Origin of the sequence: Cellulomonas soli (assembly GCF_052036975.1) — a bacterium.
GTDB classification, from domain to species: Bacteria; Actinomycetota; Actinomycetes; order Actinomycetales; family Cellulomonadaceae; genus Cellulomonas; species Cellulomonas soli_A.
In genome coordinates this window covers 39,019-64,628 of the sequence record NZ_JBQIAR010000007.1, presented here as the reverse complement: position 1 = coordinate 64,628, position 25,610 = coordinate 39,019, and the positions used below count along the sequence as shown (strand labels likewise).

Annotated in this window: 26 protein-coding genes and 1 tRNA gene; 20 read left to right on the top strand and 7 right to left on the bottom strand. The window is 73.2% G+C overall.

Annotated features, from left to right (window positions below; translation table 11 throughout):
• Positions 1-10: 10 nt before the first annotated feature.
• Complete coding sequence (locus tag ACTHAM_RS09215; RefSeq protein WP_440686621.1) at positions 11-1,267, top strand: amidohydrolase; 1,257 nt, start codon at positions 11-13, stop codon at positions 1,265-1,267.
• A 69-nt stretch (positions 1,268-1,336) separates the two neighbouring features.
• Here ACTHAM_RS09215 and pgi read toward each other — a convergent pair whose 3' ends face one another.
• Together pgi and ACTHAM_RS09205 are read right to left on the bottom strand one after the other, a co-directional pair.
• Positions 1,337-3,019 (bottom strand): glucose-6-phosphate isomerase, encoded by a 1,683-nt coding sequence (gene pgi / locus ACTHAM_RS09210; RefSeq protein WP_440686619.1) that lies wholly within the window; start codon positions 3,017-3,019, stop codon positions 1,337-1,339.
• A 150-nt stretch (positions 3,020-3,169) separates the two neighbouring features.
• The gene (locus ACTHAM_RS09205) at positions 3,170-4,462 is read right to left on the bottom strand and encodes a pectate lyase (protein ID WP_440686617.1); all 1,293 of its coding nucleotides are present in this window, start codon (positions 4,460-4,462) and stop codon (positions 3,170-3,172) included.
• 245 nt (positions 4,463-4,707) lie between these two features.
• Here ACTHAM_RS09205 and ACTHAM_RS09200 point away from each other — a divergent pair, with 245 nt between their 5' ends.
• The 11 genes from ACTHAM_RS09200 to ACTHAM_RS09150 all read left to right on the top strand — a co-directional run bounded on the left by ACTHAM_RS09200 (position 4,708) and on the right by ACTHAM_RS09150 (position 15,234).
• A complete protein-coding gene (locus tag ACTHAM_RS09200) occupies positions 4,708-5,220 on the top strand; it encodes a hypothetical protein (RefSeq protein WP_440686615.1) in 513 nt (170 codons plus the stop codon).
• A gap of 48 nt (positions 5,221-5,268) precedes the next feature.
• Positions 5,269-6,243 (top strand): PfkB family carbohydrate kinase, encoded by a 975-nt coding sequence (locus ACTHAM_RS09195; RefSeq protein WP_440686613.1) that lies wholly within the window; start codon positions 5,269-5,271, stop codon positions 6,241-6,243.
• An 87-nt stretch (positions 6,244-6,330) separates the two neighbouring features.
• Positions 6,331-7,509, top strand: a complete 1,179-nt coding sequence (locus ACTHAM_RS09190) for an ROK family protein (protein WP_440686611.1) — start codon at positions 6,331-6,333, stop codon at positions 7,507-7,509.
• Positions 7,510-7,594: 85 nt separating this feature from the next.
• Positions 7,595-8,917 carry an extracellular solute-binding protein gene (locus ACTHAM_RS09185; RefSeq protein WP_440686609.1) on the top strand — a complete coding sequence of 441 codons (1,323 nt, stop codon included), beginning with the start codon at positions 7,595-7,597 and terminating at the stop codon, positions 8,915-8,917.
• 113 nt (positions 8,918-9,030) lie between these two features.
• On the top strand, positions 9,031-9,987 hold the full coding sequence (locus ACTHAM_RS09180; RefSeq protein WP_440686607.1) for a carbohydrate ABC transporter permease: 957 nt from the start codon (positions 9,031-9,033) through the stop codon (positions 9,985-9,987).
• Positions 9,984-10,826 (top strand): carbohydrate ABC transporter permease, encoded by an 843-nt coding sequence (locus ACTHAM_RS09175; protein WP_440686605.1) that lies wholly within the window; start codon positions 9,984-9,986, stop codon positions 10,824-10,826. The genes ACTHAM_RS09180 and ACTHAM_RS09175 overlap by 4 nt, the downstream gene beginning before the upstream one ends.
• Before the next feature lies 1 nt (position 10,827).
• Positions 10,828-11,835 carry an ROK family protein gene (locus ACTHAM_RS09170; RefSeq protein WP_440686603.1) on the top strand — a complete coding sequence of 336 codons (1,008 nt, stop codon included), beginning with the start codon at positions 10,828-10,830 and terminating at the stop codon, positions 11,833-11,835.
• Complete coding sequence (nagB, locus tag ACTHAM_RS09165; protein ID WP_440686601.1) at positions 11,835-12,617, top strand: glucosamine-6-phosphate deaminase; 783 nt, start codon at positions 11,835-11,837, stop codon at positions 12,615-12,617. The genes ACTHAM_RS09170 and nagB overlap by 1 nt, the downstream gene beginning before the upstream one ends.
• Positions 12,618-12,651: 34 nt before the next feature.
• On the top strand, positions 12,652-13,026 hold the full coding sequence (locus ACTHAM_RS09160) for a DUF3039 domain-containing protein (RefSeq protein WP_440686599.1): 375 nt from the start codon (positions 12,652-12,654) through the stop codon (positions 13,024-13,026).
• Entirely contained in the window at positions 13,023-14,852 is a 1,830-nt protein-coding gene (locus ACTHAM_RS09155; protein ID WP_440686597.1) for a DEAD/DEAH box helicase, read from the top strand. The genes ACTHAM_RS09160 and ACTHAM_RS09155 overlap by 4 nt, the downstream gene beginning before the upstream one ends.
• A 226-nt stretch (positions 14,853-15,078) precedes the next feature.
• A complete protein-coding gene (locus ACTHAM_RS09150) occupies positions 15,079-15,234 on the top strand; it encodes a hypothetical protein (RefSeq protein WP_440686595.1) in 156 nt (51 codons plus the stop codon).
• 75 nt (positions 15,235-15,309) lie between these two features.
• Here the strand turns inward: ACTHAM_RS09150 and ACTHAM_RS09145 are convergent, their stop codons facing one another.
• Complete coding sequence (locus ACTHAM_RS09145) at positions 15,310-16,662, bottom strand: nicotinate phosphoribosyltransferase (protein ID WP_440686593.1); 1,353 nt, start codon at positions 16,660-16,662, stop codon at positions 15,310-15,312.
• A 64-nt stretch (positions 16,663-16,726) separates the two neighbouring features.
• On the opposite strand from ACTHAM_RS09145, the gene clpS reads away from it, so the two are divergent.
• From clpS to ACTHAM_RS09125, 4 genes are read left to right on the top strand one after another with little or no spacing between them, the layout of a single operon-like run.
• The gene (gene clpS / locus ACTHAM_RS09140; protein WP_440686591.1) at positions 16,727-17,017 is read left to right on the top strand and encodes an ATP-dependent Clp protease adapter ClpS; all 291 of its coding nucleotides are present in this window, start codon (positions 16,727-16,729) and stop codon (positions 17,015-17,017) included.
• Positions 17,017-17,736: a DUF2017 domain-containing protein gene (locus tag ACTHAM_RS09135; protein ID WP_440686589.1), complete on the top strand. Its 720-nt coding sequence runs from the start codon at positions 17,017-17,019 to the stop codon at positions 17,734-17,736. The genes clpS and ACTHAM_RS09135 overlap by 1 nt, the downstream gene beginning before the upstream one ends.
• A 10-nt stretch (positions 17,737-17,746) precedes the next feature.
• Entirely contained in the window at positions 17,747-18,562 is an 816-nt protein-coding gene (gene murI / locus ACTHAM_RS09130) for a glutamate racemase (protein WP_440686587.1), read from the top strand.
• Positions 18,559-19,347, top strand: a complete 789-nt coding sequence (locus tag ACTHAM_RS09125) for an MBL fold metallo-hydrolase (RefSeq protein WP_440686585.1) — start codon at positions 18,559-18,561, stop codon at positions 19,345-19,347. The genes murI and ACTHAM_RS09125 overlap by 4 nt, the downstream gene beginning before the upstream one ends.
• Here ACTHAM_RS09125 and ACTHAM_RS09120 read toward each other — a convergent pair.
• The gene (locus ACTHAM_RS09120) at positions 19,310-20,356 is read right to left on the bottom strand and encodes a MerR family transcriptional regulator (protein WP_440686583.1); all 1,047 of its coding nucleotides are present in this window, start codon (positions 20,354-20,356) and stop codon (positions 19,310-19,312) included. The two genes, ACTHAM_RS09125 and ACTHAM_RS09120, sit on opposite strands and share 38 nt — an antisense overlap.
• Before the next feature lie 3 nt (positions 20,357-20,359).
• A complete protein-coding gene (locus ACTHAM_RS09115) occupies positions 20,360-21,031 on the bottom strand; it encodes a HEAT repeat domain-containing protein (protein ID WP_440686582.1) in 672 nt (223 codons plus the stop codon).
• A gap of 161 nt (positions 21,032-21,192) precedes the next feature.
• Here ACTHAM_RS09115 and rph point away from each other — a divergent pair, with 161 nt between their 5' ends.
• Genes rph through ACTHAM_RS09100 form a run of 3 tightly spaced genes read left to right on the top strand, consistent with a single transcriptional unit; the run spans position 21,193 to position 24,286 of the window.
• Entirely contained in the window at positions 21,193-21,993 is an 801-nt protein-coding gene (gene rph / locus ACTHAM_RS09110; RefSeq protein ID WP_440686580.1) for a ribonuclease PH, read from the top strand.
• Positions 21,990-22,610 carry an RdgB/HAM1 family non-canonical purine NTP pyrophosphatase gene (rdgB, locus tag ACTHAM_RS09105; protein ID WP_440686578.1) on the top strand — a complete coding sequence of 207 codons (621 nt, stop codon included), beginning with the start codon at positions 21,990-21,992 and terminating at the stop codon, positions 22,608-22,610. Before rph ends, rdgB begins: the two co-directional genes overlap by 4 nt.
• A gap of 8 nt (positions 22,611-22,618) precedes the next feature.
• Positions 22,619-24,286 (top strand): ABC-F family ATP-binding cassette domain-containing protein, encoded by a 1,668-nt coding sequence (locus tag ACTHAM_RS09100; protein ID WP_440686576.1) that lies wholly within the window; start codon positions 22,619-22,621, stop codon positions 24,284-24,286.
• A 57-nt stretch (positions 24,287-24,343) separates the two neighbouring features.
• Here the strand turns inward: ACTHAM_RS09100 and ACTHAM_RS09095 are convergent, their stop codons facing one another.
• Positions 24,344-24,898 (bottom strand): NUDIX hydrolase family protein, encoded by a 555-nt coding sequence (locus tag ACTHAM_RS09095; protein WP_440686574.1) that lies wholly within the window; start codon positions 24,896-24,898, stop codon positions 24,344-24,346.
• A gap of 115 nt (positions 24,899-25,013) precedes the next feature.
• Here ACTHAM_RS09095 and trxA point away from each other — a divergent pair, with 115 nt between their 5' ends.
• Positions 25,014-25,382 carry a thioredoxin gene (trxA, locus tag ACTHAM_RS09090; protein ID WP_440686572.1) on the top strand — a complete coding sequence of 123 codons (369 nt, stop codon included), beginning with the start codon at positions 25,014-25,016 and terminating at the stop codon, positions 25,380-25,382.
• A gap of 55 nt (positions 25,383-25,437) precedes the next feature.
• On the opposite strand, the gene ACTHAM_RS09085 is transcribed toward trxA, so the two are convergent.
• A tRNA-Leu gene (locus tag ACTHAM_RS09085) sits at positions 25,438-25,520 on the bottom strand.
• Positions 25,521-25,610 lie beyond the last annotated feature (90 nt).

Sequence of the window (25,610 nt, the reverse complement as noted above, 5' to 3'; positions counted from 1 at the left end):
CGGTGGACGCATGACTGCTCGCTCCTCCTCCGCCCCGTCCGCCGCCCGTCCCGCCGTCGTCGCCATCACCGGGGGCCGCGTCGTTCCCGTCGTCGGTGACCCGATCGAGGCCGGCACCGTCCTGGTCGTCGACGGCCGCATCACGCAGGTCGGCGCCGACGTCGTCGTGCCCGAGGGCGCGCGGGTGGTCGACGCGACCGGCCGGTGGGTGCTGCCCGGGTTCGTCGAGGCGCACGGTCACGTCGGGATCGACGAGGAGGCGCAGGGCTGGGCCGGTGACGACACGAACGAGATGACCTCCCCGAACACGGCCGGGGTGCGCGCGGTCGACGCGGTGAACATCGACGACGAGGGCTTCCGGGACGCGCTGGCCGGCGGTGTCACGTCCGTGGTGGTCAAGCCCGGGTCGGGCAACCCGATCGGCGGGCAGTCGGTCGCCCTGAAGTCGTGGGGTGGGCGCACCATCGACGAGCAGGTCATCAGTGACGCCGTCTCGGTGAAGTCGGCGCTCGGTGAGAACCCCAAGCGCGTGTACGGCGACCGCAAGCAGACGCCCTCGACCCGGCTCGGCGTCGCGTACGTGATCCGCGAGGCGTTCACGAAGGCGCAGCACTACCGGGCCGCGCGGGCGGCGGCCGAGGCGAAGGGCGAGCCCTTCGCCGTCGACCTCACGCTCGACACGCTGGCCCGCGTGCTCGACGGCGAGCTGGTCTGGGACCAGCACACGCACCGGCACGACGACATCGCCACGGCGGTGCGCCTGTCGGAGGAGTTCGGCTACCGGCTCGTGGTCAACCACGGCACCGAGGCGCACAAGATCGCCGACGTGCTGGCCGAGAAGCAGATCCCGGTGATCTTCGGCCCCATGCTGACCAGCCGGTCCAAGGTCGAGCTGCGCGACCGCGCGATCGTCAACCTGGCGACGCTGGCCGCCGCCGGGGTGCGCGTCGCGATCACCACCGACCACCCCGTGGTGCCGATCAACCTGCTGGTGCTGCAGGCCGTGCTCGCCGTCCGCGACGGGTTGCCCCGGCAGACCGCCCTGGAGGCGTTGACCATCAACCCGGCCTCGTTCCTCGGGCTCGACGAGCGCATCGGTGCGCTGACCCCGGGCCGCGACGGCGACGTGGTGATCTGGTCGGACGACCCGCTGACCACCGACGCGCGCGTCGAGCACGTGCTCATCGAGGGGCGCACCGTCTACACGTGGGACGCCGCCGAGCGCCGCGGCCGCGTGGTCGAGCGGGCCGAGCGCTTCGCCGGCTGACACGCGCCGAGACGACGCAGGGCCCCGGACGCGACGTCCGGGGCCCTGCGTGTCGAACGGTGCGGCCGGTCAGCCGCGCAGCTCGAGGTACTTCGCGATGAGCGCCCGCGTGGACGGGTCCTGCGCGTCCAGCGCCGCGGCGTCGCCCTCGACCGCCGGGGCGATCTCCATGGCGAGCTTCTTGCCGAGCTCGACACCCCACTGGTCGAACGAGTCGATGCCCCACACGACGCCCTGCACGAACGTGATGTGCTCGTACAGCGCGATGAGCTGGCCGAGCACCGACGGCGTCAGCGAGGGCGCCAGGATCGACGTGGTCGGGCGGTTCCCGGAGAACACGCGCGCGGGCACGATCTCCTCGGCGGTGCCCTCGGCGCGGACCTCGTCGGCGGTCTTGCCGAACGCCAGCGCCTTGGTCTGCGCGAAGAAGTTCGCCAGGAACAGGGCGTGCACGTCGGTCTCGCCGTCCTTCAGCGGGTGCGCCGGGGTGGCCACCGCGATGAAGTCGGCCGGGATCAGGCGTGTGCCCTGGTGGATCAGCTGGTAGAACGCGTGCTGGCCGTTGGTGCCCGGCTCGCCCCAGAAGACCTCGCCGGTGTCGGTCGTGACCGGCGTGCCGTCCCAGCGGACCGACTTGCCGTTCGACTCCATGGTCAGCTGCTGCAGGTACGCCGCGAAGCGGTGCAGCGACTGGGCGTAGGGCAGCACCGCGTGGGTGTGCGCGCCGAGGAAGTTCACGTACCAGATGTTCAGCAGGCCCATGAGCACGGGCACGTTCTGCGCGAACGGCGTGGTGGCCACGTGCTCGTCGACGGCGTGGAAGCCGGCGAGGAAGTCACGGAACCCGTCGGGGCCGATGGCGATGGCCAGCGAGGTGCCGATGGCCGAGTCGACCGAGTAGCGCCCACCGACCCAGTCCCAGAAGCCGAACGCGTTGGCGGGGTCGATGCCGAACGCGGCGACCTTGTCCAGCGCGGTCGACACGGCCACGAAGTGCTGCGCGACGGCGGCGGTGCGGGCCTCGTCGGTGTCCTCGATCGCACCGGCCGCGGCCAGCTGCTCCCACAGCCACGTGCGGGCCAGGCGGGCGTTGGTCAGGGTCTCCAGGGTGCCGAACGTCTTGGACGCGACGATGAACAGCGTGGTCGTGGGGTCCAGGCCCTCGACCTTCTGCGCCAGGTCGGTCGGGTCGATGTTCGAGACGAACCGCACCTCGAGGCCCTCGAGCACGTACGGCTTGAGCGCCTCGTACGCCATGACGGGGCCCAGGTCGGAGCCGCCGATGCCGATGTTGACGACGGTCTTGACGCGCTGACCGGTCACGCCGGTCCACTCGCCGGAGCGGACCTTGTCGGCGAACGCGGCGACCTTGGCCAGCTCGGCCTGCACGTCGCCGTCCACGTCCTGGCCGTCGACGACCAGGGCGGGGGTGGCGCCGGCCGGGCGGCGCAGCGCGGTGTGCAGCACGGCGCGGTCCTCGGTGACGTTGATGTGCTCGCCACGCAGCATGGCCTGCAGGCGGTCGGTGAGGCCGACCTGCTCGCCGAGCTGGACCAGCAGCGCGAGCGTCTCGTCGGTCACGAGGTTCTTCGACAGGTCGACGTGCAGGTCGGCCAGCGGGAGCGACAGGCGCTGCGCGCGCTCGGCGTCGGCGGCGAACCAGCCGCGCAGGTCCGGGGTCAGCGCGGCGTGGTGCTCCTGCAGGGCCTGCCAGGCGCTGGTCGTGGTCGGGTCGATCGGCTGCGTGGGCACGTGGGTCTCTTTCGGGACGTGGGTCGCGGAACGTCCACCGTATTGCCCCGGGGCGTCACGGTGCACGGGACGTCGGTCCGGCGGCGGTGCGGACACGGGCGTGCCGCCCCGGGACGGTTCCCGAGGCGGCACGCCCGCGCAGGTGATCGGCTACTTGTAGAGGACCGCCGAGGCCGTGTACCCGCAGGCGGCGCTCGGGCCGCTGCGGACGAGCGTCGGCTCGCCCGAGGTCACGCCCTTGAACTCCTGGCAGATGGCGACCTTCTTCGACGGGTCGCCGATGATCGTCACGCCCGTCAGGGTCGCCTTGTCGCCCAGGTTCGGGTTGATGCCGACCAGCGACTTGGCCGGTGCGGTGATCTGCACGTTCTCGACCTTGATGGTGCGGGCGTACTGCGTGGAGCAGTTGCCGCAGGAGCGCACCAGCTTGCCGATGTCGGACGCCTGGAAGTTCTTGATCACCATGGTGCCCGGACCGTTGTGCTGGAACACCTTGTCGGAGGCGCTGCGCGCACCGCCGCCGTTGACCGTCATGACCTGCCCGGTGATCTTGCCCTTCTGCGTGGCGGCGTCCTCGCCGACGTTCTCCCACCACACGTTCTCGATCGTGCAGGTGCCCAGGCAGTGGATGCCGTCGCCGGCGCCCTCGCCGAGGATCACGTTCTTGATGGTGGCGCCGTCGGCGAGCTGGAACATGGGCGGCTGGGACTCGTCCTGCGAGCCGTCGCTGATGCCGTAGTAGCGCAGGAGCTTGCCGTCGAACGTGCCGGTGACCTTGATCGTCGCGGTGACCTTCTTCTCGCCGGTGGCGGTGGGCCAGGCGGGGAACGTGCCTGCGGGCGCGGTCGTCGGGGCAGTGGTGGGGGTGGCTGTCGGCGCCGCGGTGGGCGTCGTGGTCGAGCCGGTCACCTTGGTGAGCGTGAACTGCTGCTCGGTGGCGTTGGTGTCGGTGGCCTGCGTGATCAGTGCGCCGTCGGCCTTCGAGGCGTCCTTCACGGTCAGCGCCTTGCCGGTGCCCCGGTTGACGAGCTTGATGCGCCCGGAGGAGCCGGCGGCCAGCGAGAACTGCTGGGTGGTCGCGGTGGACGACGACTTCTGCAGCGTGGCGGTCGCGGTCGCCGCGCTGCCGATCGAGACGGCCAGACCGGACGACTTCGACACGAGCTGGTAGTAGCCGCCGGTGACGGCGACGAGCTGGAACTGCTGACCGGTGTCGGTCGACGAGGCGGTCGACTGGATCAGCGCGGTGCCCGCGGACGTCGAGTCGGTGTCGAGCGCCTTCTTGCTGCGCCAGCTGGTCAGCTGGTAGGTGGCGGTGGAGTCGACGGACGGCGTCGCGGCCGTCGCGGAGGTGGCGGCGGCCAGGCCACCGAGTGCGGTGAGTGCGGTGATGAGCGTCGCGGCCACGGCCGCGCGGAGCCCACGTCGGGTGGGGCTGTGCATCGGACTGTGCACGTTCACATCCTCTCTCGGACCGGTCCCCGTCCAGGTGGGCGGGGGGAGTGCGGCGGGTGCCGCCGGAGGGGCCCGGACCCCCGACCGGTCGGCAGGGGAGCAGGCGCCGACGAACCTAACCAGCCGTCCGATTTGTCGCAATCGAATGTGCCCGACATGGCAGGACTCTCATGGTGCGCGGCATGGTCATGCAGGTCAGCGAGGTCACAGGGTCGGTTCCGTAGGCTGCTGTCATGTCGCGCACGCCTACCTGGCTCCTGGCCTGCCTCACGTTGGTGATCGGGTTCGCGCTCGCCCGCGTGACCGGGGTGCGCGCCCTCGGTGCGGTGGTGCTGCTGGCCGGCGTCGGCTGGTGCCTGGCCCGCGAGGTGCGGGCGACCCCGTGGTGGCGGCTGGCTGTCGTGGTGGTCGTCGGGGCGGTGTGCTTCGTGGCCTCGCACGTGCTGGCCGACCGGGTGGGGGCGTGGCCGTCGGTGCTGCTGTGCTCGGCCGCGCTCGGGGCGTCGACGGCCCTGCTGATCGGTGGACGTCGCCGGGTGGCGCAGCCGGCGGGTCGGCCCGGCTGGGGGCGGAGAGCCACCGAGTGGCTGCTCACGTACGTCGGTCCGGCGCAGATCGGCGACCCTCGTCGTCCGGCGCGTGCGGCCACGGCGGACGAGCGGGCGCGCGAGGAGGAGCTGCGCACGACCCTGGTGCGCGAGGTCGGCCCGGACGGCACGACGTACCTGGTGGAGCGCCGCGACTGACCGTCCCGCTCGCCCGTCGACGTCCGCCGCTGCGGGCATGATGGGGGCGTGCAGCCTGACCCGAACCCCTGGCCGGTTCCGCCCGGGCCCGCCTCGCCGCTGCTGATGTGCTGCGGGCTGGTGACACTCGACGTGCGCCAGGTCGTCGAGCGTCTGCCGGGGCCCGACGAGAAGGTCGTGGCCTCGTCCGTCGACGTGGCGTTCGGTGGTCCGGCGGCCAATGCGGCGGCCACGGCTGTCGCGTTGGGCGTGCGGGCGCGCCTCGTGACGGCGCTGGGGTCCGGGCCGACGGCCGACCTGGTGCGTGCGGGTCTGACGGCGGCCGGTGTGCAGGTCGTGGACCTGCTCGCCGGGGAGCCGGGTGCACCGGCGGTCTCGAGCGTGCTGGTGACGGCCGGCACGGGCCAGCGCGCGGTCGTCTCGACGAACGGCACGGCGGTGCGTGACCTGCGCGCCGAGGCCGAGGTGGTCGTCGGCGCGGCGCTCGACGGCGCCGGGGCCCTGCTGGTCGACGGGCACCACCTGGGTGCGGCGCAGGTGCTGGCCCGGGTGGCGCGCCGCCGGGGTGTGCCGGTGCTGCTCGACGGCGGCAGCTGGAAGGCCGGGCTGCAGGACCTGCTGCCGTGGGTCGACCACGCGGTGCTCTCGGCCGACTTCCGGCTGCCGGCCGAGTGGGCGTCGGCGGGCGGTGCGACCCTGACGCGCGACGACGCCCAGCTGGCCGCGGTGGCCGCGCGGGGGCCGCGCACCGTCGCGCGGTCGTCCGGGTCCGGTCCGGTCCGGATGCTCGTGCAGGGCGCGGTGTCCGGGTCATGGCGTGCGCTCGTGCCGGAGGTGGTCGCGCCGCAGGACGTCGTGGACACCCTGGGAGCCGGCGACGTGCTGCACGGGGCGACGGGGGCGGGGCTGGCCCGCGGCCTGGACCTGCCTGCGGCGTTGGCCGAGGGGGTGCGCCGGGCCACGGTCTCGGTGCGCCACGAGGGTGCGCTCGGGTGGGTGCGGGAGGCGCGCGGGCCGCTGTGATTCGGCGGTGTGAACGCGAGGTCACGATGTGATCACGCTCACTCTGCGCGGTTGACAGTTGTTAGTAAGGAAGGTCTACTAACAAATGTGACTGCGACGACGAAGCCGCTCCCGGCCGCCGGCCGAGGCATCGGCAGGGCCCTGCGCCCCACGGCCAAGGTGCTCCCCGAGCACGCCCGCGCGCACAACCGCTCGCTCGTCCTGCAGCACCTGTTCCACTACGGGCCGTCCTCGCGCGCCGACATCGCCCGCAGCACCGGGCTCACCCGCGTCACCGTCTCCGACCTCGTCGCCGTGCTGCTCGCCGAAGGCCTCGTCGAAGAGCTCGGCATCCGCAACGAGGGCAAGGTCGGCAAGCCCGCCACCCTCGTCGGCATGCGCACCGACGACTTCCAGATCGTCGCCGCCGACCTCACCGACGACGAGAACCTGCGCGCCGCCGTGCGCACCCTCGTCGGCGACGTCGTCGCCCGGGGGAGCGCCCACCTCGAGGGCCGCACCGGCGCCGACGCCGTGGCCACCCTGGAGCACCTGCTGCGCGAGATGCTGGCAGCCGCCACCCGGCCCGTCATCGGCATCGGCATCGCCTCACCGGGCGTCATCGACGCCGACGGCCACGTGCTCGAAGCCCCCAACCGTGGCTGGTACGACATCCCCCTCGCCGCCGACCTGTCCGCCACCCTCGGCGTCCCCGTGCACGTGGCCAACGACGCCAACACCCGCGCGCTGGCCGAGTTCACCTACGGCGCCGCGACCGGCGACGGCACCATGGTCGTCACCGTCGGGCAGGGCGTCGGCGCCGGCATCGTCGTGGACGGCGTGCTCGTGCGCGGCCGACGCCACGCCGCCGGCGAGATCGGGCACGTCACCGTCGTCGACGAGACCACCCTCGGCGAGGACCCCCAGCCGTGCGCCTGCGGACGCACCGGCTGCCTCGAGACCGTGCTCAGCGTGCCGGCCCTGCGCCGCCGCGTCGCCGGGCTCGACCCCCACGCCACCGATGCCGCACTGGCGTCGGTCGGACGGATGCTGGGCCTGGTCCTGGCACCCGTCAGCAGTGCGCTGAACCTCGCGGAGATCGTGCTCTCGGGTCCGCCCGAGCTGCTCGACGGACCGCTGCGGGAAGCGACGCTCGACACCGTCCGGCGCAGGACGATGCCCGCGATCGGGCAGGGACTGCAGGTCCGGATGGCATCCCTCGACGAGGACGGTGCGCTCGCGGGCGCCTCCGTGCTCGTCCTGGCCGGTCAGCTCGGGGTCTCGTGAGGACCCCGAGCCGACCGCTTGCAGGTCGGTAGCACCACCCGGCGACGTCAGCCGACGTCACCTCGCTCATGGGAGGAACCCCAACGTGAAGATCCTACGTTTCGCCGCCCTCGGCGTGGCGGCGACGCTCGCGCTGACCGCGTGCTCGTCCGACACCTCCGACGACGCCACCGCCGGCAGCACGGGCGGCACCGACGACGGCGCCGCCGAGATCACCCTGTGGGTGGCCGGCGCAGACACCCCGCAGGAGCTGCGGGACTACCTCGTGGACACGTTCGCCGAGGAGAACCCGGGCTCGACGCTCGTGATCGAGGAGCAGTCCTGGGGCGACCTGGTCACCAAGCTGACCACCGCGCTGCCCGACGCCGAGAACACCCCCGACGTCGTCGAGATCGGCAACACCCAGTCGCCGACGTTCACCACCATCGGGGCGTTCCGCGACCTGACCCCGCTGTACGAGGAGCTGGGCGGCGACGACCTGCTGCAGTCCTTCGTCGAGGTCGGCAAGGCCGACGGCAAGAACTACGCGCTGCCCTACTACTTCGGCTCGCGCTACATGTTCTACCGCGCGGACCTGTGGTCGGCCGCCGGTCTGGCGGTGCCGACGACCCTCGAGGAGTTCTCCACGTCGGTCAAGGCCCTGCGCACCGACGCGACGTCCGGGTTCGCCATGGGCGGCCAGGACTGGCGCAACGGCATCTCCTGGGTGTTCGCCAACGGTGGCGAGCTGGCCACCGAGGACGGCGGCGAGTGGACCTCGACCCTGTCCGACCCGAACACCATCAAGGGTCTGCAGCAGTGGCAGGACATCTACATCGGGGCCTCGAACCTGCCCTCGACGGAGCGTGACGTCGCCTACTGGGACTTCATCAACGACGGCACGGACGGCTCCGCGCCCGCCGCGGCGACCATCATGGCTCCGGGCTGGGCCCGTTGGTCGATCGGTGACCTGACCACGAACGACGAGGGCGAAGAGGTCCGCGACGGCATGGCCGACGCGACCAAGTTCGACATCTTCGCCCTGCCGGGCGTCGACGGCGGTATCGCCCCGGTGTTCGCGGGTGGCTCGAACCTGGCCGTCTCGGCCACGAGCCAGCACCCCGAGCTCGCCGAGAACCTGCTGCGCATCATCTACTCCGAGGAGTACCAGACGATGCTCGGCAAGAACGGGCTCGGCCCGGCCAACTCCCAGTACGTCTCCTCGCTGGGCGACGACAAGTTCGCCCAGACGATGATCGAGACGGCCGCGGCCTCCAAGCTCACCCCGGCCGCACCGGGCTGGGCCGCCGTCGAGGGTGCGTACGTCTACGAGGAGCTGTTCCAGAAGATCGCCGACGGCGGTGACGTGACCGCGCTCGCCAAGGAGTACGACGAGAAGCTCACGCCGATGCTCAACGGCCAGGGCTGACGACCCCACCCTGACCGCCGGCAGGCCCGGACCGTCCGCGGGGGCACCCCGCTCCCGCGGACGGTCGGCCGGGCCGACCCCGGATGCCGGCCGCGTCCGGCCAAGGAGACCTCATGACGCACGACGTGGCCCTCGACGGGCCGCCCCGGACGGAGCAGGCGACGACGCCACCCGCCATCCGGCACCGGCGGGTTCCCGCCACTCCCTACCTGCTCCTGATCCCCACCCTGGCCGTGCTGCTGCTCGGTCTCGGGTACCCGCTGTACTGGCAGGTCATCACCTCGTTCCAGGAGTACGGGCTGGCCCAGCAGTTCGGCCAGCCGCCCACCTGGGTCGGGCTGGACAACTACGCCCGGATCTTCACCGACGACGCGCTGTGGGCGGTCGTCCTGCGGTCCATCGCGTTCTGCCTGGTCAACGCCTTCGTCACGGTCGGGCTCGGGCTGGCGTTCGCGCTGCTCATGCGCGCCGTGCACCCCGTGATCCGCGTGATCCTGCAGGTCGCCCTGCTGCTGGCCTGGGCCATGCCGATGGTCGCGGCCGTGACGGTCTGGAAGTGGCTGTTCGACTACCGCACCGGTGTCGTCAACTGGCTGCTGGTGCAGATCGGGCTCACGCAGTACCAGGGGCACGCGTGGCTGTCGCAGCCGTTGTCGTTCTTCTTCGTCGCGACCGTCATCATCGTGTGGATGTCGGTGCCGTTCGTGGCGCTGTCGATCTACGCAGGCCTGACCCAGGTGCCCGACGAGGTGCTCGAGGCGGCGAACCTCGACGGAGCCCGCCCGCACCAGGTGCTGCGGCACATCCTGCTGCCGATGATCCGGCCGGTCCTGTCGATCGTGCTGCTGCTGCAGATCATCTGGGACCTGCGCGTGTTCGCCCAGATCCGCCTGCTGCAGGACGCCGGTGCGCCGGTGTCCGAGACCAACCTGCTGGGCAACTTCATCTTCGAGCTGGGCATCGGGCGGCAGGACTTCGCCGGTGCCGCTGCCGTGTCGATCTTCGTGCTGCTGCTCACCGTCGTGCTGAGCTGGCCGTACGTGCGAAGCCTCATGAAGGAGGACGCATGAGCCGCCGGACGTTCAGCCGCGCTGCCCTGGGTCTGCTCGCCATCGCCATCGCCGCGGTGTGGGCGTTCCCGGTGTACTGGATGGCGCTGTCCGCCGTCACCCCGTCGGCGCGGTTGCGTGCCACGACGCCGACCTTCTGGCCGACCAGCAGCTCCACCTGGGCGAACTTCTCCGCGGTGCTCGACGGCAGCGGGTTCGACGGAGCGCTGCGGATGAGCCTGTCGATCACGCTCGTCACGGTGGTGGCGGTGCTCGCGTTCGCGTTCCTGGCGGCCCTGGCCATCAGCCGGTGGCGGTTCCGGGGACGCGCCGCGTTCGTGCTCACCGTGCTGTTCGTGCAGATGCTGCCCGCCGAGGGCCTGTTCATCGCGCAGTACAAGATGCTGGCCGGTGCCCAGCTGCTCAACACGGTCATCGGCATCTCGGTGCTGTACACCGCGGCCGTCGTGCCGTTCACCGTGTGGATGCTGCGCGGCTTCGTCGCCGGGGTCCCGGTCGACCTCGAGGAGGCCGCCATGGTCGACGGCCTGTCCCGACCCAAGGCGTTCCTGCGGATCACGTTCCCGCTGCTGGCGCCCGGTCTGGTGGCGTCGGGCGTGTACGCGTTCCTGCAGGCGTGGAACGAGTTCACGGTGGCCCTGGTCGCACTGCCGGCTGAGTCCGCGCAGACGCTGCCGCTGTGGTTGCGCAGCTTCCTGGCGGCCTCGGCGAACCGCGGCGTCGACTGGGGGCAGGTCATGGCCGCCTCGACGTTGATCGCCGTGCCCGTGATCGTGTTCTTCCTGCTCGTGCAGGGGCGGATGACCTCGGGTCTGGTCTCCGGGGCGGTGAAGGGCTGACATGGGCGCGATGACGACGGCGCCGCCGCCGGGTGGCGCGGCCGAGCCCGGCGCGTGGTCGGTCGGCCTGGACGTCGGTGGCACGAAGGTCCAGGCGGTGCTCCTCGACGCCGACGGCGGCGTGCACGAGCGCTGGCGCGTACCCACCCGACGCGGCCTGTCCGGTGTGACGGCGTCCGCCGCCGAGGCGGTCGAGGGCGTGCTGCGGGCCGGCGGTGTGCCCGCCGCGCACGTGCGCGGTGTCGGCGTCGGACTGCCCGGGGTCGTCGACCCGCGCCACGGCACCGTGGAGAACGCCGTCAACCTGGGCATCACCGGCCGCGAGCCGTTCGCCGAGGTCCTGTCGGGGCGGCTCGGCGGCGTGCCCGTGCAGCTGGAGAACGACCTCAACGCCGCGGTGCTGGGCGCCGCGCACGTGCTCGACGTGGTCGAGGGGCAGCCGGTCGACGACCTGGCGTTCCTCGCCCTCGGCACGGGTCTGGCTGCGGGGCTGCTGCTGCACGGCGACCTGCGCCGCGGCGCTCGGCGTGCCGCGGGGGAGATCGGCCATCTCATCTACCTGCCCGGGGGTCTGCCGTGCCCGTGCGGGCAGCGGGGTTGCCTCGAGCAGTACGCGTCGGGGTCGGCCCTCGACACGGCGTGGCCGACGGCCGACGACCGCCCGGCGCCTGCGGCGCTGTTCGAGGCGGCAGCGGCCGGGGACGAGCGGGCGGTGCAGGTCCGTGACACGTTCGTGCGCGCCGTCGTGGCCGCCATCCGGGTCCTGGTGCTGTCCTGCGACCCCGAGCGGATCGTGATCGGCGGTGGTGTCAGCGAGCTCGGCGGGCCGCTGCTCGAGCAGGTCGTCGCCGAGCTGGACCGTCAGTCCGCCTCGTCGCCGTTCCTGGCCACGACCGCCATGCCGGACCGGATCCGGCTCGTCCCGCCCGGGCTGCCCGTCGGGGCGGTCGGGGCTGCCCTGGTGTTCCGTGCCCCCACCGTGGGGCGTCCTGATGAGGTGGGTGCCTGATGGAGGTCGTCATCGCGGGAGTTCCCGAGCTGACGCGGCTGGCTGCGGACGCGATCGAGCGGCTCCTGCGCGCCCGACCGCAGGCCGTGCTGGGCCTGGCCACGGGGTCCAGCCCGCTGGCCGTGTACGACGAGCTGGCGCGGCGCCATGCCGAGGAAGGGCTCTCGTTCGCCCGGGCGCGTGCGTTCATGCTCGACGAGTACGTCGGGCTGCCGGCGGACCACCCCGAGCGGTACCGCAACGTCATCGAGACGGAGATCGCCGGCCGGGTCGACCTGGCGCCCGACGCCGTGCAGGGCCCGGACGGGCTCGCGGACGACCTGCCGGCGGCGTGCGAGGCGTACGAGCGGGCCATCGCGGACGCGGGCGGGGTCGACCTGCAGCTGCTGGGCATCGGCACGGACGGGCACGTGGCGTTCAACGAGCCCGGCTCGTCGTTCGCCTCCCGTACCCGGATCAAGACCCTGACCCGGCAGACCCGCCTGGACAACGCCCGGTTCTTCGGCGGCGACGTGGACGCCGTGCCGCAGCACTGCCTCACGCAGGGTCTGGGCACGATCATGTCCGCGCGGCACCTGGTGCTGCTGGCCTCCGGCCGGGGCAAGGCGGAGGCCGTGCACCAGCTGGTCGAGGGGCCCGTCAGCGCGATGTGGCCGGCGACGATCCTGCAGCACCACCCGCACGTGACCGTGCTGGTCGACGAGGCCGCGGCGAGCCGCCTGCAGCTGGCCGGCTACTACCGCGAGACGTACGACGCGAAGCCCGTGTGGCAGACGATCTGACGGTCCGTCGGAGGCCCGACGTAGACTCGCCCGCATGAGTGAGCCCTACCCGCCGAGCACCGGACCCGACGACCCGTCCCGGCCGGACCAGGGCACCTCGACCAGTGTCCTGGAGCGTGCCGAGACGCACGAGGAGCTCGAGCCGGGGGACCACGAGCGGTTCGCCCACTACGTGCGCAAGGAGAAGATCACCGAGTCGGCGCTGTCCGGCAAGCCGGTGATCGCCCTGTGCGGCAAGGTCTGGGTGCCGGGCCGCGACCCGAACAAGTTCCCGGTGTGCCCGGTCTGCAAGGAGATCTACGAGGGCCTGCGCGAGCCGCAGGACGGTGACGACTCCGCCGGCGGTGGCTCCGGCCGCCGCGGCTGGAGCGGGTTCGGCTTCGGCCGCGGCAACTCCGGCGGCAAGTGAGCCCGGCCCCGCGCCCGTCCACCTCCACCACGACCCACGCCTCGACGGCGGCAGCCTCCAACCTGCCGCCGGCGTTCCCGTCGCGTGCGCCGTGGGGGACGGCCGGGCGTCTGCGCGCCTGGCAGGCCGAGGCGCTCGAGCTGTACCGGGCGCGTTCCCCGCGTGACTTCCTGGCGGTGGCCACGCCCGGTGCCGGCAAGACGACGTTCGCGCTGCGTATCGCCACCGAGCTGCTCGAGGCCAGGGTCGTGCGTCGGGTGACCGTGGTCGCCCCCACCGAGCACCTCAAGCGCCAGTGGGCGGACGCCGCCGCGCGTGTCGGCATCACGCTCGACCCGAACTTCTCCAACGCCCAGGGGCGGCACGGGCACGGGTTCGACGGCGTGGCGGTCACCTACGCGCAGGTGGCCAGCAAGCCGGCGCTGCACGCGGCCCGCACGGAGGCTGCCCCGACGCTGGTCATCCTCGACGAGGTGCACCACGGCGGTGACGCGTTGTCGTGGGGTGATGCCGTCCGTGAGGCGTTCGAGGGTGCCACGCGTCGGCTGTCGCTGACCGGCACCCCCTTCCGCTCCGACACCGCGGCGATCCCGTTCGTGGAGTACGCCCGCGACCGTGAGGGCATCCGCCGTTCGGTGGCCGACTACACCTACGGCTACGGCGACGCGCTGCGCGACCACGTGGTCCGTCCGGTGATCTTCCTGTCGTACTCGGGCTCGATGCGCTGGCGCACCAAGGCCGGCGACGAGATCTCGGCCCGGCTGGGTGAACCGCTGACCAAGGACATGACCTCGCAGGCCTGGCGCACCGCGCTCGACCCGAACGGTGAGTGGATCCCCAGCGTGCTCAGTGCGGCCGATCGCCGGCTCACCGAGGTCCGTCGGCAGGTGCCCGACGCCGGCGCCATGGTCATCGCCACGGACCAGACCGACGCCCGCGCCTATGCCGGGCACCTGGCTCGGATCACCGGCCAGTCGCCGACCGTGGTGCTCTCCGACGACGACGGCGCGAGCGACCGCATCGACGCGTTCGCGGCCGGCGACTCCCGCTGGCTCGTGGCGGTACGCATGGTGTCCGAGGGTGTCGACGTGCCCCGCCTGGCCATCGGTGTGTACGCCACCAGCACGGCCACCCCGTTGTTCTTCGCGCAGGCCGTGGGCCGGTTCGTGCGGGCGCGGCGCCGCGGCGAGACGGCCTCGGTGTTCCTGCCGAGCGTGCCGCAGCTGCTGGGGCTGGCCAACACCATGGAGCTCGAGCGCGACCACGCCCTGGACCGGCCCAAGACCGGCGAGGAGCAGGGGGAGGGGTACAACCCGGAGGACGCGCTGCTGGCCGCGGCGAACTCCGAGCGCAACGGCCCCGACGCGGTGGGGCCCGACGGCGTGCAGGGCTCGTTCGAGGCGCTCGAGGCGCAGGCCGAGTTCGACCGGGTGCTGTTCGACGGTGGCGAGTTCGGCACGGGCGCGCAGGTCGGCTCCGACGAGGAGCTCGACTTCCTGGGGCTGCCCGGTCTGCTCGACGCCGACCAGGTCTCCACGTTGCTCAAGCAGCGCCAGGCCGACCAGCTCAGCGCCCGCCGCCGGGCGCACGGGACGACCGCTGCTGCCCCGCCGGCGCCGCCGATGGATCACCGTCGGCAGGCCGAGCTGCGCAAGGAGCTCTCCCAGCTCGTCGGTGCGTGGTCGCGGCGCAGCGGTCAGCCCCACGCCACCGTGCACGCCGAGCTGCGTCGTCGCTGCGGCGGTCCCGAGGTAGCCCTCGCGGACCCCGACCAGCTCACCGCCCGGGTCGCCCTGCTGCGGTCCTGGTTCGTCGGGCGGAACTGATCGTCTCACCATATGGATGGCACCGGGAAGCTCGGCGAGCCGCTCGGATGGTGCGTCGTCGCAGGTCAGGGCTCTGCCGGGAGTCTGGGTGTAGCAGGGCTGAGGCATCTCGCAACCCGGGGAGCCCGGCTGGACGGACGTCGCGAGAGCACCGCAGGATCGTTGGCAGGGGGGACGTCACCGGAGACCCCGGGGGCGGACCGCAAGCGAACGAAAGGGGCTCACCATGCCCAGCTGGCTCATCCTCATCCTCGTCGGTGTCGTGCTCGTCGTCCTCGGCGTCGCGACCAGCATCGGCCAGTTCCTCATCTGGATCGGTGTCGCCGTTCTCGTCGTGAGCCTGATCCTCGGCGTGCTCGGTCGGGGCCGCTCGCGCGTGTAGCCCACCGGCGTCGGCACGGCCCACCCGGACCGTGCCGACCCGCACCTGAGGCCGCCCTGCCGGCGTGACCTGCGCTCAGCCGAGCCGCATCGTCACCGTCGGCAGGGCGGCCTCGTCCGCGGAGAGCCGCCGCGCACCGCGGGGCAGCTCGTCCCGTGCGGCGCGGTGGCGCTCCGTGGCGGCGCGCACACCGTCGACGCCCGTCCAGCGGGCGTCGACCCGCCCGTCCACCACCAGGTCCACGTGCAGGGGCCGCAGGTCCGGCTCGGCGCACCGCCACCCGCGCACGGCCTCGTCGGGGCCGGTCACCAGCACCTCCTCGACGGCGCGACCGTCGGGCCCGAGGCGCCGAGCCGCCGCCTTGCGGCCGCCGACGCTCGCCTTGGCGCGCGACACCTTCGCCACCGGCTCCAGCACGCCACCGGCACCCTGGCGGGCCACCATCTTGTAGACCATGCCGCAGGTCGGTGCCCCCGAGCCGGTCACCAACGACGTGCCGATGCCGTACGCGTCCACGGGGGCGGCGGCCAGGCCGGCGATCGCGTGCTCGTCCAGGTCGGAGGTGACCGTGATCCGGGTCGCGTGGGCGCCCGCGGCGTCCAGCTGTGCGCGGACCTCGGAGGCCAGCACGGTCAGGTCGCCCGAGTCCAGGCGCACGGCGCCCAGCTGCGTGCCCGCCACCGCCAGCGCGTTGCGCACACCCTGGTGCACGTCGTAGGTGTCGACCAGCAGCGTGGTGCCCGGGCCCTGCGCGGCGACCTGGGCGCGGAACGCCGACAGCTCGTCGTCGTGCAGCAGCGTGAACGCGTGGGCGGCGGTGCCGATCGTCGTCAGCCCGTACCGGCGCCCCGCCTCCAGGTTGGACGTGCCGGCGAACCCGGCGATGACGGCCGCCCGGGCCGCGGCCACGGCGGCGTCCTCGTGCGCGCGGCGTGCGCCCATCTCCAGGCAGGGTCGGCCGATCGCCGCGCTGGTCATCCGGGAGGCCGCCGAGGCGACCGCCGAGTCGTAGTTGAGGGTCGACAGCAGCAGGGTCTCCAGCAGCACGGACTCGGCGAAGGTCCCCTCGACGACCATCACGGGTGACAGCGGGAAGAACGCCTCACCCTCGGCGTAGCCGCGGATCGAACCGGAGAACCGGAACCCGGCGAGGTAGTCGAGCGTCCTGGCGTCGACGACACCCTCGTCGGCCAACCAGTCCAGCTCGTCCGTGCCGAACCGGAAGCGCTCCAGCGCCTCCAGGAACCGGCCCGTGCCGGCCAGGACCCCGTACCTGCGGCCCGCGGGCAGCCGCCGGGTGAAGACCTCGAACACGCAGTGCCGGTCGGCGGTGCCGTCGGCGAGGGCCGCCTGCAGCATCGTCAGCTCGTACCGGTCGGTGAGCAGCGCGGGGGACGTGGTCGCGGACGTCGAGGAGGAGGCACCCATGCTCGACACCGTAGTGACCTGACCTCGCGCGGTGCCCCACGGGGGCCGCGCCTAGAGTGGTCGGATGCCCGCCATCGCTCCGCAGGAGACCGTCGAGGAGTCCGCCTCGACGGCGACGGCCGACCCGTGGGTGACGATCGTGTGGAACGACCCGGTGAACCTCATGACGTACGTCACCTACGTGTTCGAGAGTTACTTCGGGTACCCGCAGGCGCGCGCGCAGCGACTCATGCGCCAGGTGCACGAGGAGGGCCGGGCAGTCGTCTCGACCGGCAACCGGGAGTCGATGGAGGTCGACGTGCAGGCCATGCACGGGTTCGGGCTGTGGGCCACGATGCAGCGTTCGGGGGACTGATGCGCGCGTTCGAGCGGCTGGACGGACGCACGGCACCGGACGGGTCGCGGCCGGGCTACGTCGCGCAGGTCGACGCGACCGAGCGTGCGCTGCTGTCGGTGCTGACCGCCGACGTCGCCGAGCTGCTCGGGGTCGATCGGGGAGACGACGGGCTGCCCGCCTGGCCCGCCTCGCGCGAGCACGAGGGTCCGCACCTGCGGGTGCGCACCGGGCCCGTCGAGCCCCCGCGCGACGGGGCGGTCCGTCGCCTGCTGCCCGACGCCTCACGCGACGACCCGGAGGTCTCGGCCGAGTTCCGCCGGCTCACCGAGGACGACCTGCGGGCCGGCAAGGTCGCCCGCCTGGCCACCCTGTGGGAGCTGGTCACCAGTCCGGGGCCGGACACCGACCAGCTGCTGGTCCCCGCCGAGTGCGCGCAGGACGTCGCCGCCACGCTGACGGACGTGCGGCTCGTGCTCGCCGAACGCCTCGACGTGCGCACCGACGAGGAGGCCGACGCCCTCTACGACGTGCTCGACCTGCCCGACCTCCCCGAAGGCACCGACGACCGCGACGGCCTCGACGACGAGCTGGACGAGGAGCTGGCCGTCCGCCGGTACCTGGTGTCGGTGTACGGCGCGCTGGGCCTGCTGCAGGAGTCGCTCGTCGAGCTGATGCTCGAGGACCTGCGGCGCGGGTCACACCAGCGCCCCGGCCGGGGTGGCACCGCCACGGGCTAGGCTCGTCGACGTGAACGACGCCCCCATCGGGATCTTCGACTCCGGCGTCGGGGGGCTCACGGTCGCCAGGGCGGTACTCGACCAGCTCCCGCAGGAGTCGACGCTCTACATCGGTGACACGCTCAACACCCCGTACGGCACCAAGCCGATCGCCGCCGTGCGTGCCCACGCGCTCGAGGTCATGGACGACCTGGTCGACGCCGGCGTGAAGATGCTGGTCATCGCGTGCAACACGGCGTCGGCCGCCATGCTGCGCGACGCCCGCGAGCGGTACACGCTGCGGCACGGCATCCCCGTCGTCGAGGTGATCCTGCCGGCGGCCCGCCGGGCCGTGGCGGCCACCCGCTCGGGCCGCATCGGCGTCATCGCCACGAAGGCCACCGTGGAGTCGCGGGCGTACGACGACGCGTTCGCGGTGGCGCCCGGTGTGGAGCTGGTGACGCAGGCGTGCCCGCGGTTCGTCGAGCTCGTCGAGGCCGGCATCACCTCGGGGCCCGAGGTCATGGCCGTCGCCCACGAGTACCTGGACCCGGTCCGCGAGGCGCAGGTCGACACCCTCGTGCTGGGTTGCACGCACTACCCGCTGCTCACCGGGGTCATCTCCTACGTCATGGGCGAGGAGGTCACGCTCGTCTCGAGCGCCGAGGAGACCGCCAAGGACGTCTACCGCACCCTGGTCAAGCACGACCTCGAGCGGGACCCGTCGGCCGGGCCGCCCGGGCACCGGTTCCTGGCCACGGGCGACCCGCGCTCGTTCCAGACCCTGGCCCGCCGGTTCCTGGGCCCCGAGGTCGGTGTCGTGGAGTCGCGGGAGGCGCTGCGATGAGGCTCGTCGTGGTGGGCTGCGCCGGTTCGTTCCCGCGCCCGGACTCCGCCGCGTCCGCCTACCTGGTGCAGGCCGAGGACGCCGCGGGCCGCACCTGGACGGTGCTGATGGACCTCGGCAACGGTGCGCTCGGGCCCCTGCAGCGGCTCACCGACCCGACCGCGCTGGACGCCGTCGCCGTCTCCCACCTGCACGCCGACCACATGGCCGACCTGGTCGTGCTCAGCGTGCTGCGTCGCTACCGGCCGCAGGGTCCCTGCCCGCCCGTGGACCTGTGGGGGCCCGAGGGCACCTGCGAGCGCCTGGCCGCGTACGCCGGCAAGGACCCGGCCACCGACCCCTCCGAGCAGCTGCGCGTGCACACCTGGCAGGAGGGCGTCCCGGTGGTCGTGGGTCCGCTCGCGATCGAGCCCGTCCGCGTCGAGCACCCCATCCCGGCGTTCGGGTTCCGGGTCAGCGGCCCTTCCGACGAGGCCCCGGGCCGCACGGTGACGCTCGCCTACTCCGGTGACACCGACGCGTGCGCCGGCCTGGACACGCTCGCCGCCGACGCCGACCTGCTGCTGGCCGAGGCGGCCTACGTCGAGGGCCGCGACGACCACCTGCGGGGAGTCCACCTGACGGGCCGGCGGGCGGGCGAGGCCGCCGCACGCGGTGGGTCCCGACGCCTGGTGCTCACCCACCTGCCGGTGTGGAACGACCCGCAGGTCGCGCTGGCCGAGGCCCGCGCGGTCTACGACGGGCCGGTCATGCTCGCCGAGCCGGGCGCCGTGCACGTCCTCTGACCACGCGGGCGTGACCGCTCGCGGCGCGGGCGCGTGCGAGGGACGTCGCCGTGAGGGCGACGCCGCGGTCGGGGTCGGCGACGAGGGCAGCGAGCGCGGCATCGGCCGCAGGCCCGGGGATCTCCGCGAGGGCTGCCGTCAACCGCTGGCGCGCGGCGACGGATGCGCCAGCCAGCGTGTCGCAGATCGCGCGCACGATGTCGCTCGCGCAGCCGTGCCGTTCCGCGAGCATGCCGAGCCTGTCGGCGGCGTCGATGTCGTCTCGTCCGGCGGCCACGAGGCCGACCAGGGCGGGGACGGCGTCCGCGTCACCGCGGCCGCCGCGGGCGAGCGCGCCTCGTGTGCCGACGAACGGGTCGGGATGCTGGAACGCGTCGGCGAGGACCGCCAGGGCCTGCGGGGTGCCGATCTTCTCGAGCGCCGCCACGGCGCGCCGTCGGCGCTCTGCGTCCGGCGCGCCGAGGGCCTCCGCGAGCTCCGGGACGGCGGCGTCGCCACTGCGCGCCAGCGCCCAGTAGAGGGCCCCCGACACGTTGGGCTCGGACTCGTTCAGCGCCGCCTCGGTCAACGGTGCCACCGCGTCGTGCCGGTCGGTGAGCTCCAGGACGAGGCGCTGCCGCGACGACGGGTCGCCGACCTCCAGCCCCCGCAGCAGCCCGATCGTGCGCAGCACGTCGGACCACGCGGCCGGGTTGCTGGTGTGGACCTGGGTCAGCCTGCGCAGCAGCTCCTCCTCCTGGGCGAGTCGCTGGCGCGTGCGGGCGATGATCTGCTCCACCAGGGGCGCCGGGTCGAACGCGAGGTCCTCGAGCACCGCGGCGATCTCCTGCAGGCTCAGACCCAGCGAGCGGAGCCCCTCCACGTGGAAGAGCCGGCGCAGGTCGTCCGCCGAGTACTGGCGATACCCGCCGTGCGTGCGGCCCGTGGGCGAGACGAGGCCGATCTTGTCGTAGTGGCGCAGCATCCGGGCGCTGATCCCGGACTGCTCGGAGACCTCGCCGATCAGCATCGCTCAGTCCCTCACGGCGGGTGCGGCGCGCAGGGCGACGACCCGACGTGCCTCGCCGATCGCCGCCTCGAACGCCTCGTCGGGGTCCTTCATCAGCCGCGCGGTCGCGATCGCGTGCGCGCGCACGCCCGGGTCGGGGTCGGACGTCGCCCGCTCGACGGCGGCCGCCGCGGCCTCGCCCAGCGCCACGAGCGCGCGACTGAGGCTCAGCTGCACCTCTCGCCCCCCACGGTTGAGCTGCGTCGACAACGTCTCGGCGAGCGCGGTCTCCTCACCGGGCGGGACCAGGCCCGCAGCGGTGCGCCACGCCGTGCGTGCGACCTCGTGGTCGTCGTCGAGCAGGAGCGAGGACGTGATGGCGGGCCAGGTGTCCGGGTGCCCGATCTTGGACAGGGTGTGCAGAGCCTGCGCCCGTGCCTGCGCGACCTCGGACCCGAGCTCGACCAGGAGCCGCTCGACCACGGTCGGGGTGTCGTTCCTGACCAGTGCCCACGTGAGCATGTCCCGCACGGAGAAGTCCGGCTCGATCGCGCACCGCTCGATGAGCGCCTCGACGTCCTCGACCGTCGGGGCGCTCCCGGCGGTGAGGGCAGCCTGCAGCCGGGTCGACGGCGCCGGCGCCGACAGGGCACGCCGCAGTAGCGACGTCGACTCGTTCGTCCGTGCGTGGGTCATCGTGACCACCTCCTGACCCCATCAAGGACCTTGACACGGTGTCAAGGTCAAGGGGTGCGCCGTCCCTGCTGCTTCCGCGGTGCGGACGAGGACCTCGCCTCCCGCGGGCGTGCGGCGGGGGTGTCCCCGACCGTGGTGGGGCTCGTCGTAGGCTCGTCGCCATGACTGCGAACCCCTCGACCACCTCCGCGCGCCCCGACGGGCGCCGCCCCGACCAGCTGCGGCCGGTGACGATCACCCGCGGGTTCCTCGAGGCCGGCGAGGGCAGCGTGCTGGTCGAGTTCGGCGGGACCAAGGTGCTGTGCGTCGCCTCGTTCACCGAGGGTGTGCCGCGCTGGCGCAAGGGATCGGGCGAGGGCTGGGTCACCGCCGAGTACTCGATGCTGCCGCGTGCCACCTCGACCCGCTCGGACCGCGAGTCGGTGCGCGGCAAGATCGGCGGCCGCACCCACGAGATCTCCCGCCTCATCGGCCGCTCGCTGCGCGCCGTCGTGGACGTCGCCGCGCTGGGGGAGAACACCATCGTGCTCGACTGCGACGTGCTGCAAGCCGACGGGGGCACCCGCACCGCCTCGATCACCGGCGCGTACGTGGCGCTCGCGGACGCCGTGGCGTGGGCGAAGGCCAAGGGCATCATCCGCCCGGCGCGCACCGTGCTGAAGGACTCCGTCTCGGCGATCAGCGTCGGCGTGGTCGGCGGTGTGCCGGTGCTGGACCTGCCGTACGTGGAGGACGTCAAGGCCGACACCGACATGAACGTCGTGGTGACCGGGTCGGGCACGTTCGTCGAGGTGCAGGGCACCGCGGAGCACGCACCGTTCGACCGTGACGAGCTGGACGCGCTGCTGGACCTGGCCCTGGCGGGCACCGCCGAGCTGGCGCAGCTGCAGGCCGCGGCCCTGGCTGCTCCGGCGGCCGACGGCACCGCCACGCGGGCGCAGGTCGTGGGAGCCTCCGCGTGAGCGCAGCCCCTCGGCTCGTGCTGGCCACGCACAACGCGCACAAGATCAGCGAGCTGCGCGCGATCCTGGTCCCCGCGCTGCCCGGGCTGCTGCCCGAGCAGGTGGTCGGTGCGCGCGACGTGGGCGCCCCCGAGCCGGTCGAGGACGGTCTGACGTTCGCCGAGAACGCGCTGCTCAAGGCCCGGGCCCTCGCCCAGGCCACGGGACTGCCGGCCGTGGCCGACGACTCCGGGCTCAGCGTGGACGTGCTCGGTGGTGCGCCCGGCATCTTCTCGGCCCGTTGGTCGGGCCGGCACGGGGACGATGCGGCGAACCTCGCCCTGCTGCTGGCGCAGCTGGCGGACATCCGTGACCCGCACCGCGGTGCCCGGTTCGTGTGCGCCGCCGCGCTGGTCACCCCGGACGGGTTCGAGCACGTGGAGACCGGTGAGCTCGTGGGCACGCTGGCCACCGCACCCCGCGGCACCCACGGGTTCGGCTACGACCCGGTGCTGGTGCCGCTGGGGGAGCACCGCACGTGCGCCGAGCTGACGCCCGACGAGAAGCATGCGATCAGCCACCGCGGGCAGGCGTTCCGTGCGCTGGCGCCGGTGGTCGTGCGCGTGCTGCACGGGTGAGGTCACCGGTGGGCGCACCCGGCGCGCCGGTCGCCGACGGCACGGTCCAGCTGGTGGCCGAGGCCGTGACGTTCGGGTACCCCGGGCGTCCGGTGCTGGACCGGTTGGACCTGACGGTGTCCGCCGGTGAGCGCATCGGGCTGGTGGGGGAGAACGGCGCCGGCAAGACGACCCTGCTGCGGGTCCTGGCGGGTGACCTCGCGCCGCTGTCGGGCGAGGTGCGACGCACGGGGTCGCTGGCGGTGGTCGAGCAGGAGCTCGACGTGGAACCCGGGGACACCGTGGGTGCCCTCGTCGACGCCACCCTGGCGGGTGTGCGGGCGGTGGCGGCCGAGCTGGAGTCGACGATCGCCGCGTTCGACCACGAGGGCGGTGACCTGGCGCACCTGGCGGCGGTGCTCGCACGCTACGAACAGCTGGCCGCGTGGGACGTCGACCGGCGGGCCGACGAGGCGTTGACGCGCTTCGGTGCCCCGCGTGACCCCGCGCGGGCCCTGGCGACCCTCTCCGTCGGTGAGCGGTACCGCGTGCGTCTGGCCTGCCGGGTGGCCGAGCGCGCCGACGTGCTGCTGCTGGACGAGCCGACCAACCACCTGGACGTCGCCGGCATCGACTATCTGACGGCGCAGCTGCGCGGCTGGGCTGGTGCCGTGGTGATCGTCACGCACGACCGCCGCCTGCTCGACGACGTGATGACGGCGATCCTCGACCTGGACCCCTCGATGGACGGGCGCCCGACCCTGTACGGCGCGTCCCGCTACGTCACCTACCGGTTCGCCCGGGACCAGATGCTGCGTCGGTGGCGCGTGCGGTACCGGCAGGAGCGCAAGCGTGCCGAGCAGCTCGCCGAACGTCTCGACGTGTCCTACGAGGGCCTGTCCGACGAGTGGCGTCCACCGAAGGGATCCGACAAGAACCGCCGCGCCACGCGCGCACGCATCCATGTCAAGGCGGCCGACCGGCTCGTGCAACGGCTCGAGGCGCAGGCTGTCGAGGTGCCGGTGCCGCCCCTGTCCCTGCGGTTCCCGGACCTGCCCTCGCTGCCGCGCGAGCCGCAGCCCGGTCCGCTGCTGGAGCTGCGCGCACCGCTGGTCACCGGTGCGGGCCGGGTCCGGCTGGACCTGCCCGGGCGCCGCATCGAGGTGCCGCCGTGCGGGCGGCTGCTGATCACCGGGCCCAACGGGTCGGGCAAGTCGACGTTGCTCGCCGCGCTGGCCGGCACGCTCGGCCTCGACCGCGGCACGCGGAGCGTGGCACCGGGGGTGCGTCTGGGTGTCCTGGGGCAGGAGGGCGCGAGCGAGCACGCCGGGTCGGCGGACGATGCGACGACGTCGTTCGACGCGTACGCCCGGCATGCGTTGCGGCTGCTGCACGGCGGCCTGCTGGACCCCGCACAGCTGGTGCCCGTGGCCGCACTCGGCCTGCTCACCGAGAACGATCTCGACCGGCCCCTGCGTGAGCTGTCGGTGGGTCAGCGGCGCCGGTTCGACCTGGCGTGCGCGCTGCTCGCGGCGCCGCACGTGCTGCTGCTCGACGAACCCACCAACCACCTGTCGGTCGGCCTGGTCGACGAGCTCACGCAGGCGCTGCGGGCGACCTCGGCGGCTGTGGTCGTCGCCACGCACGACCGGGCGATGCGCGCCGACCTGGCGGACTGGCCCGAGCTCAGCCTCTGACGGGCTCAGCCTCTGACGGACTCAGCCTCTAGCGGACTCAGCCTCGGCCGGGTCGGCTCAGGGCAGCCGGCCGACCCAGCCCATCGCCTGGCGCAGCAGCAGCCCCTGGCCGCCGTTCATCTCGACCTGCACCGGCTCGGCGCACGCCTCCTCGGGTGTCAGCCATGCCAGGTCGATCGCGTCGTGCTGCGGGCGGCAGTCCCCGGAGACGGGCACCACGTAGGCCAGCGACACCGCGTGCTGGCGGGGGTCGTGGTACGGCGTCACACCGGGGGTCGGGAAGTACTCGGCGACGGTGAACGGCTGCGGTGAGGACGGGATCTGCGGCAGGGCGACCGGCCCGAGGTCCTTCTCGATGTGACGCAGCAGCGCGTCGCGGACCCGCTCGTGGTACATCACGCGCCCCGACACCAGGGCGCGTGACATGACGCCCTCCGGGGTGACACGCAGCAGCAGCCCGACGGCGACCACGTCGCCGGAGTCGTCCACGCGCACGGGGATCGCGTCCACGTACAGGATCGGCAGCTGGGTCCGGGCGGCCGCGATCTGCCCGGGGCTGAGCCACCCGGCGGGCCGTTCGGGGTCGGGCGGGAAGTCGACGGTCTCGGTCACCGTGCAGTTCTACCCCGAGCCGGCGCGCAGGCCTACCAGGCACGCTGCGACCGGGGAATACCGCGGGGTCGCCCTGCGCTCTACGCACCGGACCCGTACGAGCAAGGAGAGCAGCATGGCCACCACGGAGCTGACCGCCGAGACCCTCGGCTCGACCATCACCGACAACGACATCGTCCTCGTCGACTTCTGGGCGGAGTGGTGCGGGCCGTGCAAGCGGTTCGGGCCGATCTTCGAGCAGTCGTCCGAGGCGAACCCCGGTGTGGTGCACGCCAAGATCGACACCGAGGCCGAGCAGGAGCTCGCCGCCGAGCTGCAGATCACCTCGATCCCCACCCTGATGGCGTTCCGCGAGGGCATCCTCGTGTTCCGTCAGCCGGGTGCGCTGCCGGCCCCCGCGCTGGCGCAGGTCGTCGAGGCCGTCAAGGGCCTGGACATGGACGAGGTCCGCGCGAAGATCGCCGAGCAGGCCGCGCAGTCCTGATCGACTGCCGGCGCGAGCCACGACGGCCGGTCCTGACGGGCCGGCCGTCGTCGTGTGCGGGAGACGGGACTTGAACCCGCACGCCCTCTCGGGCACCAGGACCTAAACCTGGCGTGGCTGCCGTTTCACCACTCCCGCTGCACCGTTGCCGGCGCGCCCCGCGCGTCGTCGCCGACGCAGCCCCGGGGCGCAGCGAGTCTGCCACGCGCGCCCCGGGTACGAGGTGTG